General features: G+C 34.3%; 13 protein-coding genes. 10 read left to right on the top strand and 3 right to left on the bottom strand.

The annotated features are described in order from the left end of the window. Window positions 1–163: 163 nt before the first annotated feature. The 5 genes from LY01_RS05370 (at window position 164) to LY01_RS15385 (ending at window position 4,616) form a co-directional block, all read left to right on the top strand. Complete coding sequence (locus LY01_RS05370) at window positions 164–883, top strand: 3-ketoacyl-ACP reductase (protein ID WP_104514806.1); 720 nt, start codon at window positions 164–166, stop codon at window positions 881–883. 121 nt (window positions 884–1,004) lie between these two features. After that, the gene (locus tag LY01_RS05365; RefSeq protein WP_104514805.1) at window positions 1,005–1,526 is read left to right on the top strand and encodes a hypothetical protein; all 522 of its coding nucleotides are present in this window, start codon (window positions 1,005–1,007) and stop codon (window positions 1,524–1,526) included. 70 nt (window positions 1,527–1,596) lie between these two features. Beyond that, window positions 1,597–2,496, top strand: coding sequence for an aldo/keto reductase (locus LY01_RS05360; RefSeq protein ID WP_104514804.1), 900 nt, complete (start codon window positions 1,597–1,599; stop codon window positions 2,494–2,496). 87 nt (window positions 2,497–2,583) lie between these two features. Continuing rightward, window positions 2,584–4,419: an ABC transporter ATP-binding protein gene (locus LY01_RS05355; RefSeq protein WP_104514803.1), complete on the top strand. Its 1,836-nt coding sequence runs from the start codon at window positions 2,584–2,586 to the stop codon at window positions 4,417–4,419. A 113-nt stretch (window positions 4,420–4,532) separates the two neighbouring features. Beyond that, on the top strand, window positions 4,533–4,616 hold the full coding sequence (locus LY01_RS15385) for a DUF2905 family protein (protein ID WP_394340828.1): 84 nt from the start codon (window positions 4,533–4,535) through the stop codon (window positions 4,614–4,616). A 108-nt stretch (window positions 4,617–4,724) separates the two neighbouring features. Here LY01_RS15385 and LY01_RS05350 read toward each other — a convergent pair whose 3' ends face one another. Then, window positions 4,725–6,569, bottom strand: a complete 1,845-nt coding sequence (locus LY01_RS05350) for a hypothetical protein (protein ID WP_104514802.1) — start codon at window positions 6,567–6,569, stop codon at window positions 4,725–4,727. Between the two features lie 233 nt (window positions 6,570–6,802). Here LY01_RS05350 and LY01_RS05345 point away from each other — a divergent pair, with 233 nt between their 5' ends. Together LY01_RS05345 and LY01_RS05340 are read left to right on the top strand one after the other, a co-directional pair. Then, window positions 6,803–7,237, top strand: coding sequence for a hypothetical protein (locus LY01_RS05345; protein ID WP_104514801.1), 435 nt, complete (start codon window positions 6,803–6,805; stop codon window positions 7,235–7,237). Window positions 7,238–7,336: 99 nt separating this feature from the next. After that, on the top strand, window positions 7,337–8,041 hold the full coding sequence (locus LY01_RS05340) for a hypothetical protein (protein WP_104514800.1): 705 nt from the start codon (window positions 7,337–7,339) through the stop codon (window positions 8,039–8,041). Between the two features lie 163 nt (window positions 8,042–8,204). On the opposite strand, the gene LY01_RS05335 is transcribed toward LY01_RS05340, so the two are convergent. Continuing rightward, entirely contained in the window at window positions 8,205–8,681 is a 477-nt protein-coding gene (locus LY01_RS05335; RefSeq protein ID WP_104514799.1) for a hypothetical protein, read from the bottom strand. Between the two features lie 117 nt (window positions 8,682–8,798). Next, entirely contained in the window at window positions 8,799–11,255 is a 2,457-nt protein-coding gene (gene lon / locus LY01_RS05330; RefSeq protein ID WP_104515193.1) for an endopeptidase La, read from the bottom strand. 340 nt (window positions 11,256–11,595) lie between these two features. On the opposite strand from lon, the gene LY01_RS05325 reads away from it, so the two are divergent. From LY01_RS05325 to LY01_RS05315, 3 genes are read left to right on the top strand one after another with little or no spacing between them, the layout of a single operon-like run. Then, window positions 11,596–12,078 carry an RNA polymerase sigma factor gene (locus tag LY01_RS05325; RefSeq protein WP_104515192.1) on the top strand — a complete coding sequence of 161 codons (483 nt, stop codon included), beginning with the start codon at window positions 11,596–11,598 and terminating at the stop codon, window positions 12,076–12,078. Beyond that, window positions 12,075–12,686, top strand: a complete 612-nt coding sequence (locus tag LY01_RS05320) for a hypothetical protein (protein ID WP_104514798.1) — start codon at window positions 12,075–12,077, stop codon at window positions 12,684–12,686. Before LY01_RS05325 ends, LY01_RS05320 begins: the two co-directional genes overlap by 4 nt. After that, on the top strand, window positions 12,670–13,773 hold the full coding sequence (locus tag LY01_RS05315; protein ID WP_104514797.1) for a DUF4097 family beta strand repeat-containing protein: 1,104 nt from the start codon (window positions 12,670–12,672) through the stop codon (window positions 13,771–13,773). Before LY01_RS05320 ends, LY01_RS05315 begins: the two co-directional genes overlap by 17 nt. The last annotated feature ends 27 nt before the right edge of the window (window positions 13,774–13,800 follow it).

Below are 13,800 nucleotides of genomic sequence, written 5' to 3'. Positions count from 1 at the left end.
CTAAATTTTACAAATCATTAGCGTAAAAAAGGGCAAAAGATTCATTCAAAATCTATAATTTAGCTACTTGAAGTTATACGATTTAGAGATATGTAAGGAATGATTTACAAATTCTATTTAGTCTAGCTTTCACCACATAAACACATATTCAAAAACTAAATAAATGCAAGATTTAAAAGGTAAAAAAGCAATCATAACAGGTGGAAGCCGTGGTCTAGGAAAAGCTACAGCTCTAGCGTTTGCACAAGAAGGTGTAGATGTTGCGATCACTGGTAGAAATGAAGAGGCTTTAAAGGCAACTGTTGCCGAGATTGAAAAATTAGGAGTAAAAGCGACATATGCCGTTTTTGATGTGAGCAATTATGAAGAGGTTAAAACGAGTGTAAAAACACTAGTTGATACTCTAGGTTCTATAGATATATTAGTAAATAATGCTGGTATAGCGGCATTTGGTACATTAAACGATATGCCTGTAGATCAATGGACACAAATTATGCAAACTAACGTGATGGGAATGTATTACGTTACTAAAGAAGTACTACCTTATTTAATCGATCAAAATGAAGGAGAAATTATCAATGTATCTTCTACTGCAGGGTTAAATGGTAATGCAACTACGTCTGCATATTCTGCATCAAAGTTTGCTGTAATCGGTATGTCAGAATCATTAATGAAAGAAGTACGTAAAAACAATATTAGAGTTTGTACGTTAACACCTAGTACTATCGCGTCTGACATGTCTATAGATTTAGGAATCGCTACTAAAGATTCTGAGGACAGTGTTTTACAACCAGAAGACTTTGCAGAGTTAATTATCGCAGGATTAAAACTACCTAGAAGAGCCATGCTTAAAAGTGCAGCGCTTTGGTCTACAAATCCATAATTTTAATATAGAAATAGCCAGTTAGATTTACGATATGTTGTAATTTAACTGGCTTTATTAATGGTATGCTGTTGGATTTTCTTCTTAATTATTTCAGTCTCAAATAAACACATCTATATCTATGGAACTAACCAGACATTGCGATCTATGTGAGCATAAAAAAAGTGATTTTAAACTAGGCTTAGTATGTGGTCTTACCTCTCGCAAGCCTGCTTTTAATAAAACATGCTCTAAAATTCTACTAGGTAATCTATTTGAAGAAAAACTGAAGCAAATAAATCTAGAATACGATCAATTAAAAAGAAAACGTTTACTCACTTATTCTTATACAGTTGTTTATTTATTGATAGGTTTTATTATTATAGCCGCTGGTTATTTTATAGGCAACCATATATTTAGTCATGGTGTTATCTCTACTATTCCTTTAATATTTATTGCTGTAAGCTTTGCTCCTATGGGTATGGCAGTATCGACTTTCATTAATTATTTACAACGTTTGAAAGTGGCAAAAAGTAAAAAAGAAGATCTAGATAAGGTATTAGCACTATACAACATCAAGTATGCGATAGATATAGATTACCAAACAGAATTTCATGGTACACAAGAAGTTTACATAGATCTTAAAGTAAAAGGAGTACGATAGTCTTACTTAAATTGTAATTTCTCAAAATAGAACTACATCATATATAACCATAACTTTGAAATAAAATCACATAAAAGCATCCTTAAATAGCGATTTAGAAATATCAAGAATAGTTTTAGGGATATGGAGACTTCTAGATTGGAATAAAAGCGATCAAGAATTACTGTCTTTTCTTAAAGAATCTATAGAAATAGGAGTCACCACATTTGATCATGCAGATATTTATGGAAATTATGAATGTGAGGCTGCCTTTGGTAAAGCACTACAGCTAGAACCATCAATACGTGATAGTATGCAGTTGATTACTAAATGTGGGATCAAATTAACATCTGATAAGTTTCCAAATCGTGAGGTAAAATATTATGATTACAGCGCCAGTTACATCATCTCTCAGGTAGAACAATCTCTTAAAAATCTAAATACAGACTATATAGATGTACTTTTATTACATAGACCATCACCCTTTTTTAATCCAGAAGAAGTGGCAAGAACTTTTGACCATTTAACATCTAGTGGTAAGGTTTTGCATTATGGAGTTTCTAATTTCTTGCCCCAACAACTAGAATCATTACAGGCCTACACTACTGCTCCTCTAGTAACTAACCAGATAGAAATATCGCCCTATTGTCTAGAGCATTTTGAAAATCAAAATCTCGATTATCTTATCTCTAAGAAGATAAAACCTATGTCCTGGTCACCACTTGCCGGTGGTGAATTACTATTTCCTAAGACAGAAAAAGGAACTCGTGTTCTTAACGCTATTAAAAAAGTAGCTAAAGAATTACATGAGCCTAATATAGATAAAGTAATCTATCAGTGGCTTTTAAAACACCCTTCTAACATAATTCCTGTTATAGGAACTGGTAAAATCGAGCGTATTAAAACAGCTGTACGTTCGTTAGATATGGAAATGACTTTAGAGCAATGGTTCCAGATTTATATAGCTGCTTTAGGAAAAGAATTGCCATAATAAACGGTTGATAATTCCGCTTTCGCGAAAGCGAGAACACCACAAAACAAATCCTTGTAACGTACCTTTGTGTTCTAAAACTACATCGTGGCGAGAAGAGTACCTGCATCCATAAAAGAACAAAGTAAAAAAGGAAAAACATTCTCCTTCAGCGCATTGAAGACACTACCTAGATTTTTTAAAGAAATCTGGAGAGTGAGTCCTAAACTGTTTATAACCAATTTTACCGCTAGATTACTCACCGCAATTAGTCCGGTAGTTCTATTATGGGTAGGTAAATTGATTATAGACGAGGTTATTTTACAAATATCGCTGGAATATCAAAATCTAGACTTGCTCTGGAAATATGTGATTATAGAGCTAGTAGTTGCCATAGCAGCAGACTTGCTCAATAGATTAATTAACTTAACCGATGGATTAATAGGTGATTTATATTCTAACGCTTCGTCAGAAAAAATTATAAGAAAAACTAACGAGCTGACTCTAGAACAGTTAGAAGATCCAGATTTTTATGACAAGTTAGAACGTGCAAGACAGCAAACTAGCGGTCGTGTAGGTTTAATGAGTGCTTCTTTGAGTCAGGTACAAAGTATTATCTCTATAACATCCTTAATTGCTGGTTTGATTTACTTTGAGCCGTTATTGATTATCTTATTGGTCCTAAGTATTATACCTTCATTTATTAATGAGGCAAAATACAGCTCGCATAGATACTCTGTAGCACGTAGCTGGACTGCCGAGCGTCGTGAACTGGATTACTTACGTTTTATAGGAGCTAATAATCAAACAGCAAAAGAGGTAAAACTCTTTGGGCTTACCGATTATATCGCAGCTAGGTTTAATAGATTATCTGGTGATTATTATGAGATCAATAAAAAGCTATCTATTAAACAAAGTATCTATGGATCGCTGTTTAATATTATAGGTATTCTATCTTATTATGGAGCTTATATATTCATAATTTTTAAAGTAATCACAGGAGTTCTTAGTATAGGAGAACTTACCTTCTTATCTGGATCTTTTAACAGATTGCGTAATAATTTACAAGGTTTCTTCTCTCGTTTTACTGCTATATCAGAGAGTTCGCTTTATTTGAGAGACTACTTTGACTTTCTAGATATAGAAATCACTGACGAGGCAACTAACTACACTCCTATTCCAGAGGTCATTAAAGAAGGGTTTGAGATTAGAAATGTACATTTTGGCTATGCTGGTAGTGATATAGAGGTTCTTAAAGGAATAAGTTTTAAGATTAAAGTAGGTGAAAAAATAGCCTTTGTAGGTCAGAATGGTGCCGGTAAAACAACACTTATTAAATTGATATTGAGGTTTTACGAGCCTACTCAAGGAGAGATTTTATTAGATGGAATTAATATTTCTAAGTTTAATAAACAAGAGTTTAGAAAACGCTTTGGTGTCATTTTTCAAGACTTCTTTAAGTATGAATTTAGCTTGCGTGAGAACATCGCCGTAGGTAATATCGACGAGTTAAATAACGATGTTATGATTACTGACGCAGCACAGCGCAGTCTTGCAGACCAGGTAGTGGCAGTTATGAAGGGTGGAATAGATCAACAACTAGGACGTAGATTTGCCAAAGGACAAGAACTAAGCGGCGGACAATGGCAAAAAGTAGCACTAGCCCGTGCCTACATGAAAGATGCAGATGTTATTGTACTCGACGAGCCTACCAGTGCACTAGACGCACAAGCAGAATACGACGTTTTTGAACGCTTTATAGGACTTACTAAAGGAAAGACCAGTATCATTATATCTCACCGTTTTTCTACCGTTAGAATGGCAGATAGAATACTAGTTCTAGAAGATGGTGTGGTTGCAGAAATAGGTACCCATGAAGAACTGATGGCACAACCCCATTTATATGAAAAACTGTTTAATTTACAAGCCGCAGGATATCAGTAAATATTTTACTTTTAAAACTTTGTATTTAATATATAAGTTAGAATGGTATTATAATTAAAGATAGATATAAAGTTACATAATCATGAATAAAATTTATTAGCTACACACTTAACGTGTCTTTTAATAGATTTACATTCTACTTACCATTGACCACCGGTATTTTGAATAGTTTAATCCTAACAAATTACAATTCATAAAATGGATTAAAAAAAAGGCTTAAAGATGTAATTGATTTACATCTTTAAGCCTCATGTTAATTTAAGTATGATTTCTCTTAAGTGAAATCATACATGTAAAACGTGATATTAATAATCTCTGTAAATACGAGATTCACCTTGAATAGTCTTTTGAACACCGTTATTATCTACATAGTTACCATTAAAATCTATAGATATATACGCTCCAAGTGCTCCAACAGCTACCAGATCAAAAGTCATAGGAGTAGCAAGAGCCATAGTTGCATTTTGATTTATACCATCTATATCGCCTAGACGTTCTATAAACATGCTGTTAGTACCTGTACCAAATGGATACCCAGTACCCAATGTCGCCGTGTTACTAAATATAATTGTACCACTTGTACTATTAGTTGCCTGCGCTAAAATATAAGTACCAGCTCTTATACCACCATTAGGTTGTACTAAATCATACTGCCAGGCACCTCCATTAATACGGTAACGTATATACTCATTAGCAAGACCTCCACAAATTGATATGTTTTGAGTATTTGCTCCTGGGTTTACCGTTGTTGTAGTTGTTGAACCTTGCGCTGTTGAAAAATCTACTGCAGTAATAGTAATATTAACAGGTAACACACAACCTATACCTGTATAACTATAGGTACCTGCTGTAACAGATATTGTTGCAATAAACTGACCTGTTGTAGCATTAGTAAGGGTTAGGTAACCATTAGTTACTGGTGCTGGGATACAATCGTCTACGGTTCCTGATAAGGTAAATATTTGTACAGGATTTATAGTTACAGGAATAGTAATATTTGTTGTAGTAGCAAATGGTCCTAAAGCACCAGAATATACTAAGTTCCCACAAACATCCCATATGGAAATAGTCATCGGTTGATTAGAAGGTAATTTACCACTTACTATTCCACTAGAATTTGTTGTTCCATATCGCGAAAACCCATTATATGTGATTTCAACACTCAATCCTGATAATGGATTTAATGTTGCTGCATCAATAACAGTGGCTGAAAAATCAATAACAGGGAACGGTGCATCACAATTCCAAAAAGAGAAATGTGGTACATCTGACACATAATGACTTCCATTTTTATATGCTACAGCTTCTTCATACCAAACACCTGCATGTTCATTAAAAGACCACATAGGTACCGTACTTGCAGCAGTAGCTAATTGATCAGGATGTATAGGCATTTTTAATCTTGCAGGGGCAATAATCTGTAATTTCTCACCAGATGATCCTCTTAATTCTACCTCTAACATACCATAAGACCCTAGAGCTACTTGATCAAAATTTTCAGTTAAACCATATAAATCTCCAGGCATTGTGTTTGCCGTATCTGGATTAAGCGGATCTAAGTAATTCATACTTACGGCAACATCACCGTGGTATTGGTTACCAAATTCATCAGTAAATCCCGGTCTGAAAGTAATAGATCCTTCCCCTATTTCAGTTTCAAATCTTGTTCTTCCACCTTGGTCTGCGTCGAAACTCGCTACTTCATTAAATTTAAAAAGTTTGATGGTAAAGTTATTTTGGCTCCCTACACTAACATCAGGTATCATTACACGAGAACCATCTATATAACCGTTTGCAAAAGCACGGGCATATGCAAAATTCTCCTGTACTTCAACATCTATAAAGCTTACGATACCATTCTGATCTGTTACTTGTACTTGATTTCCTAATGTTACCCTTGCTCCACTTATAGGATCGTTGTTTTCATTTATTATTCTACCTATGAAATTGACCTCAAGAAATCTCCCGTTATATTCTCTAACATAATCGGCTAATTTCTCATCAATTTCGTTTAAACGAGAATTTTTAGATAAATTGGTTGTAATTGCGTTCTCCGAATTATCTATGAGGGCTTCATCTTTCTCACAAGAGGTAAAAGAAAAGGCAATGACTAATGCAAAGAACAATTGTTTTAAAAATGTTTTTTTCATGATTAATAAGTTTTAGACTTCCTACTCTTTTAATGTTGGTTTTTCGGATTCCACCAGGTTATAATACCTAAGTGTTCCTACTATCGAAGTTTTGTTACCTAGAAAAATGAAGTTATTTTGAATTTTAAAAATTTATATATTAATGTTTCCTTAAAATGTATATAATGTTGATTTAATTTATGGTAAGATCATAAAAGCTATTTTTGTTCTTTTACCTATTACTCTAAAGAATTATGAATAAAATAATAACTCTACTTCTACTCATTACAACAAGCTCATTTGTTACATCACAAAACCTACATATCTATGGAGGCGCAGATTATACAGAGTATCTAGGCTGTCTGGACTGCTCTCGTTTTGATAGTAAATCCATTTGGAATGCCTTTGGAGATTATGGAAGTAGTTTTAGCAATACATCTATCTGGAATGATTTAAATAATTATGGAGACGATAACAATCCATTATCTCCATGGAATACGGTTTCTAATAAAGCACCTAAAATTGTAGATGATGCTGGTAAATTTCAGGGATATTTAACTGCAAACCCTTCCTTAAAAGAAAAATCAAATTCTAGATTCGCTACAGAACTAGTCAACAATCATAAGGCTATTGCCAAAGATCTAGCCAAATGGTATACTAAGTTGGTGGTGGATTATAGTAAGCTGTAACAACCGAGGACGATAAATTTATATTATTGTGATACTTCTGTGTTGATTGAATTTTACTATTGTAACTGAAATTGGTTAACCTTAGAATTATCTCAAAGCATGAAAAATATCATTACCGTAGCACTTCTTTTATTTATACTTCCTGTTTTTGCACAAGTAGGAATCAATACTACATCACCTACTAAAGAAGTTGATATAGACGGTGGTTTAAGGGTAAGAGAGTTAACAAATACAAAGTCACTTACTTTACCAGTACATTCTTTACCTGATGGAACCTTAATAAATGCAGCGATTAATAAAGACACGCCTGGTTTGAGATTTATCGGTTTTTTAGGTTCTAATCTCGAGCTAGATCAAGACCAGACTTTTTATGATATTAATCTAAATGAAGAATTAGTAGATCTTTTTGATGAATATGATACTTCTACTAGTTTATATACACCAGTATCTAACGGAACTTATAAAGTCGAAATGGATTTTGACATAGGTGGATTTACTGGTACATCTACAGATCTTGATATACTCATAGGCATGTGGGATAATACCGATAATCGATGGGTTTTAAGACGTACGTTTAAACATAGAGATATACTGTCAGATGAGTTTGCTAGTGCTAGACAAGAAAGTTATGGTATAGCAAATTACATAGATTTAGACAGCACACATGTATATAGATTTAGAATTATAGGCACCTATGATTCCTCGGTATCCTCATCTGATTATGATGGGATTCTTTTACGTTCTAATACTGGTGGGACAGGTTCTTCTATATCTACAAGTTTTAGTATTGAAAAAGTGAAGTGAACCGTACTTAGTTATTGAACTAATATTAATAGAAAAAAGGAACAGGTTGAACTGTTCCTTTTTTTATGAATCTAGATAATGATCTTATACTATTATAAATTAAAACAAAAAAAAGCTCGAGAACAACATCTCGAGCTTTTTGATACAAATAAAAATTATGATTTTATATATCCGTATACGGTACCGAAATCATACCAATTATATCAAAACTAGCAGATTGACCTGCAAAACCAGATACTGTTTCATCAAATTCAACTTCTATAGTTTTATTAGTCATATCATGTGAAATAATATCAATCTCACCAGATATAACACCAGTTGCATTAGAGCCACCAGCACTTGTTGGAAAATACTCAATACTATAACTACTAGCTAAAGCTAAATCATAAATTCCAGCAACACTAGATCCTTCTACATTAACGGTCATTGTTCCTCCATTTGCTAGGGAAAGTGATATATTAAGAATATTTCTACCTACAACGGTAGTTCTAATAGCTGTATAACTAGATACTGGTACATCGATACCATCGATTGATACCTGAAGTACTTCTTGAAAACTATTAGAATTCGCTCCATCGTCAGAATCACAACTGATCAATAATGTAAATAAAGCGGTCAATAATAAAAATTTAATTTTCATGTAAATATTTTTTGGTTGGATGCTAAAGTAAACAAATCACAGTATTCACAAAAATGTTTTACACAAAAAAAGCTCGAGAACAACATCTCGAGCTTTTTGATATTTAGATTTTGAGTTCTAACTCAACTTCTTTGCATTTTTTACTTTTTGCTTAGTAAGAGCCAGTTCTAGAACATTACTCATGTCGCTTACATAATGGAAAGTAAGGCCTTTTAAGTAATCAGCATTAATTTCTTCTATGTCTCTACGATTTTGCTCACAAAGAAGGATTTCTTTAATTCTAGCACGCTTTGCAGCAAGAATCTTTTCTTTAATACCACCTACTGGCAGTACTTTACCTCTTAAAGTGATCTCTCCAGTCATCGCAAGACTTTTCTTTACTTTACGCTGTGTAAATAAAGATACTAGAGACGTTAACATCGTTACACCAGCACTAGGTCCATCTTTAGGAGTAGCACCTTCTGGTACATGTATGTGAACGTTATAATTATTAAAAATAGAACTATCGATACCTAACTCATCGGCATTTGCTTTGATGTATTCCATTGCTATAGTAGCACTTTCCTTCATCACCTTACCTATATTACCAGTTATAGTTAAGTTACCTTTACCTTTAGATAGTATAGACTCGATAAATAGAATATCACCACCTACTCTAGTCCATGCCAGTCCAGTTACCACACCAGCCACATCATTATTCTCATATTTATCACGTTCCATTTTAGGAGCGCCTAATACTTTAATAACCGTTTCATTAGTCACTTTGAGATCGTACTCTTCTTCCATTGCAATACTTTTGGCAGCATAACGCACCATTTTTGCAAGTTGTTTATCGAGCGATCTTACACCACTTTCACGCGTATAACCTTCTACTACTTTTTCTATTTGTGGTTTTGCGATTTTAAGATGCGACTTATCCAGTCCGTGTTCTTTTAATTGCTTAGGTAGTAAGTGTTGCTTTCCTATTTCTACCTTTTCTTCTATCGTATAACCAGTAACATTTATAATCTCCATACGGTCGCGCAATGCAGGCTGTATGGTATTTAAACTGTTACTCGTTGCTATAAACATTACCTTACTTAAATCAAATCCCATTTCTAGGAAGTTGTCATAAAAAGCACTGTTTTGCTCTGGATCCAGTACTTCTAGCATCGCACTAGAAGGATCTCCATTATGCGAGTTGCTTAATTTATCAATCTCATCCAGTACAAAAACAGGATTAGAGGTTTTTGCCTTCTTTATAGATTGAATAATACGTCCTGGCATCGCTCCTATATAGGTTTTACGATGTCCGCGTATTTCTGCCTCATCACGCAATCCACCAAGTGAGATACGTACATACTCACGTCCTAGTGCCTCTGCAACAGATTTACCTAGAGACGTTTTACCTACACCAGGAGGTCCATAAAGACATAGAATAGGAGATTTCATATCATTACGCAATTTTAAAACCGCTAGATATTCTATAATACGTTTTTTCACCTCTTCAAGACCATAATGATCACGATCTAAAATTTTCATTGCGCGTTTAAGGTCAAAGTTGTCCTTTGAAAACACGTTCCATGGTAAATCAAGAATAAGATCTAGGTAATTGCGCTGTATAGAATATTCCGCCACTTGCGGATTCATACGTTGCATCTTTGCTAGTTCTTTCTCAAAATGTTCCTTTACCTTATCGTCCCATTTCTTTTTCTTAGCACGCTGGCGCATTTCATCTACCTCTTGATGTGAAGAAACACCACCACCTAATTCGTCCTGAATGGTTTTCATTTGCTGGTGCAAGAAATACTCACGTTGTTGCTTATTGATATCTGTCTGTACTTTAGACTGTATATCGTTTTTAAGCTCTAATTTCTGACGTTCGATATTCATAAAACGCAAAGTCTCTAGCGCTCTTTCTTTAAGATCATTGATCTCTAGAATTTTTTGCTTCTCCTCTACCTTAAGATTCATGTTAGAAGACACAAAATTCACTAAGAAAGAATCTGACTCGATATTCTTAATCGCAAACGACGCCTCTGTAGGTATGTTAGGACTTTCTTTAATAATCTCTAAGGCTAGTTCTTTTATCTTTTCAATAATTGCCCTAAACTCAACATCTTCCTTTACCGGTCTTACATCAGGGACATCGTTTGCTATAGCAGTTATAAAAGGCTGCTCTGTGACGATCTCGCCCATTTCAAAGCGTTTTTTACCTTGAATAATAACCGTAGTATTACCGTCTGGCATCTTAAAAGTCTTTAAGATTTTTGCAACGACACCTGTTTTATGCAAGTCTTCAAAAGAAGGCTCTTCTATCTCTTCATTCTTTTGTGCAACTACACCTATCGCAATACCTTTTTTGTTTGCGTCCTGTAATAATTTAATAGAGCGATCGCGCCCTGCTGTAATAGGAATTACTACACCTGGAAACAGAACCATATTACGCAATGGTAATATAGGTAAGGTCTCTGGCACGCTTTCCTTATTCATTTCTTCCTCGTCCTCGCTGCTCAATAGGGGAATAAATTCCGCATCTTGATCAAATTCTTGAAGTGACAAGTTGTCTATCGAAAATTTCTTTGGTTTGAACATATCTTTTTCAGTCGCCACAATGTCATATAGACTGTTGGCTTTTATTTTTTAAAATTAATTTGAGCACGATGTTTATTATAAATTCGCTTTCGCGAAAGCGGAATTACAACCTTTAAAAAACAGATTATCAAACTATTAAACTACTATTATAGTATCTAGAATGATGGCTTTACTCATTTTACACCAAGTGCTGGATGAATAATTTTTCAAAATCCTTGCCATGAAGTGTAACATGCTAGAATAAATTGCATCTTTAAAGCGTAACACTAACCAAGTGATCTTAAAAACAACCGAAATAGAACTTTATAACCTCTGTGAACGAGGCGATCGCAAGGCACAAATGCGCGTTTATGATCAGTATGCAAATGGTATGTATCATGTCGCATTGAGAATCGTAAAAGACACCGCACTTGCCGAAGATATTATGCAAGATAGCATGATAACTGCGTTTGCTAAGATGAAACAATGGAACCGAGAGGCAACCTTTGGCAGCTGGTTAAAAAGAATAGTAGTGAACAACAGCCTTACACAATTGAAAAAGGAAAATAAAATGCCTAAAGTAGATTATGACGATGTAGCCTATGAAATGGAAAACAAAGCAGACGAACAAATAGATATGGAAGCTGCTGGTATGACTGCCAAAAAAGTACTGGAAGTAATGAAACTTTTAAAGGATAATTACAGACAGGTTCTAACCCTAAGCCTTATAGAAGGAATGGATAATGAAGAGATAAGTGAGATTATGGGAATTTCTAATGCGATGTGTAGAACTACCATCTCTAGAGCAAAAGAAAGCCTGAGAAATAAAATGCAACTGATATGAAAAAGAACATGGAAGAATGGTTTGCAGATCAAGATTTTAATACAGAATCACTACCTAGTGGCCATAGAAATAGATTTTTTGATAAGCTAGAAGAAGCTTGCAACGATAATCATGAAGAAGTAGACGATTCGATTATACCTATTGCTACTGAAGATAATGATGGAGATCATGAAGGTAACGAGGTTATAAAAATGAACTCCTGGTTTAAATGGTCGCTAGTGGCTGGACTAGCAATTTTATTAGGTTTTACAGGTTTAAACCTGGTTCCTTCTAGCCCTGTAGATAATGGACTGTCTAGCGTGTCACCAGAAATGGCACAAGCGCAAGACTTTTTTACGAGTACTATAAATGAAGAACTAGAAAGATTAAATAAAGAACAATCGCCAGAAGCTGCTCGTATTGTTACAGCAACTAAAACAGCACTGGCAAGATTAGAACTGGATTATAAAACGATAGAAGCAGACTTTGCTACTAACAATGATAGTAAAACCGTTATCGCTGCTATGATACAGAATTTTCAAAATAGAATCGATTTATTAGAAACTGCTCTGGAGCAAATAGAACAACTGAAAAATTTAAAAGAACAAGAAGATGAAACATATATATAAACTTAGTGTACTGCTGTTTTTATTACCAGCGATGCTTATAGCCGGTCCTGGCTATGGAAAATACACCAAGACTAAAAAATTGAGTAAAACCTTTACAGTTAATAAAAACTGTATGGTAGATATTCAAAACGAGTTCGGTAACATAACCATTACTACATGGGACAAGCCCACTGTTTCCATAGATATTAATGTGGAAGTAAGTGGTAATAATGAGCAAAAAGTTATAGAACAGCTCAAAGGTATAGATGTTGATTTTAGTGCAACATCGTCCATTGTGAGTGCAAGAACTGATGCAAGTCGTAAGAAGAATAACAACAGTAGTAGTTTGTGGAGCACGCTTATGGGAGGTAGTAATTCTAATAGTAGCTCTAATATGAAAATAGATTATATCATTAGAATGCCAGTGACTGCCGCGGTAGATATAAGCAACGATTATGGTTCTGTTTCCATAGATAGATTGTTAGGTCATGCAAAAATCCAGTGTGATTTTGGTAGACTTGATATAGGACAGCTACTAGCGAGTGATAACGAACTTAGCTTTGACTATACTAAAAACTCTCATATCGATTACATGAAATCGGGAACGATTAGAGCTGACTTCAGCGGTTTTGAACTACATGGTGCTGAAAGAGTAGATTACAGTGGTGATTATACTAAGGCAAAGTTTGATAATGTTAAAAACATTAAATTTAATGGTGATTTCTCAACTATACAGTCTCAAGATGTTATAAAGCTAGTAGGTAGAGGCGATTATTCTACTATCAAATTAGGACATATTAAAGAAAGTGTTAACCTGGTAACTGATTTTGGATCGATAACTATTGAAGAATTGAGTCCTAATTTTAAAGATGCGGTCATTAAAAGTGAATACACAAACATTAAAGTCAATTTTCATCCAGAGGCAGCTTTTAAATTTGACATAGACACAGAGTTTGCGAGTATTAAACTATCAGACGATTTAACGGTTACCGACTCAGAAAATAATAGCACCGAAAAGCAAAAATCTGGTTATCATAAAGATAAAAACGCTACGTCTGTAATCAATATAAGATCAAGCTTTGGTGGTGTAAGTCTTAGAAAAAACTAAAAATAAAACAACAACTAACTTAATAAC

Source organism: Nonlabens xylanidelens, assembly GCF_002934445.1.
In the GTDB taxonomy this organism is placed as follows: domain Bacteria; phylum Bacteroidota; class Bacteroidia; order Flavobacteriales; family Flavobacteriaceae; genus Nonlabens; species Nonlabens xylanidelens.
Note: the sequence above shows the minus strand (reverse complement) of the source record. Positions and strands in the feature narration are given on the sequence as shown.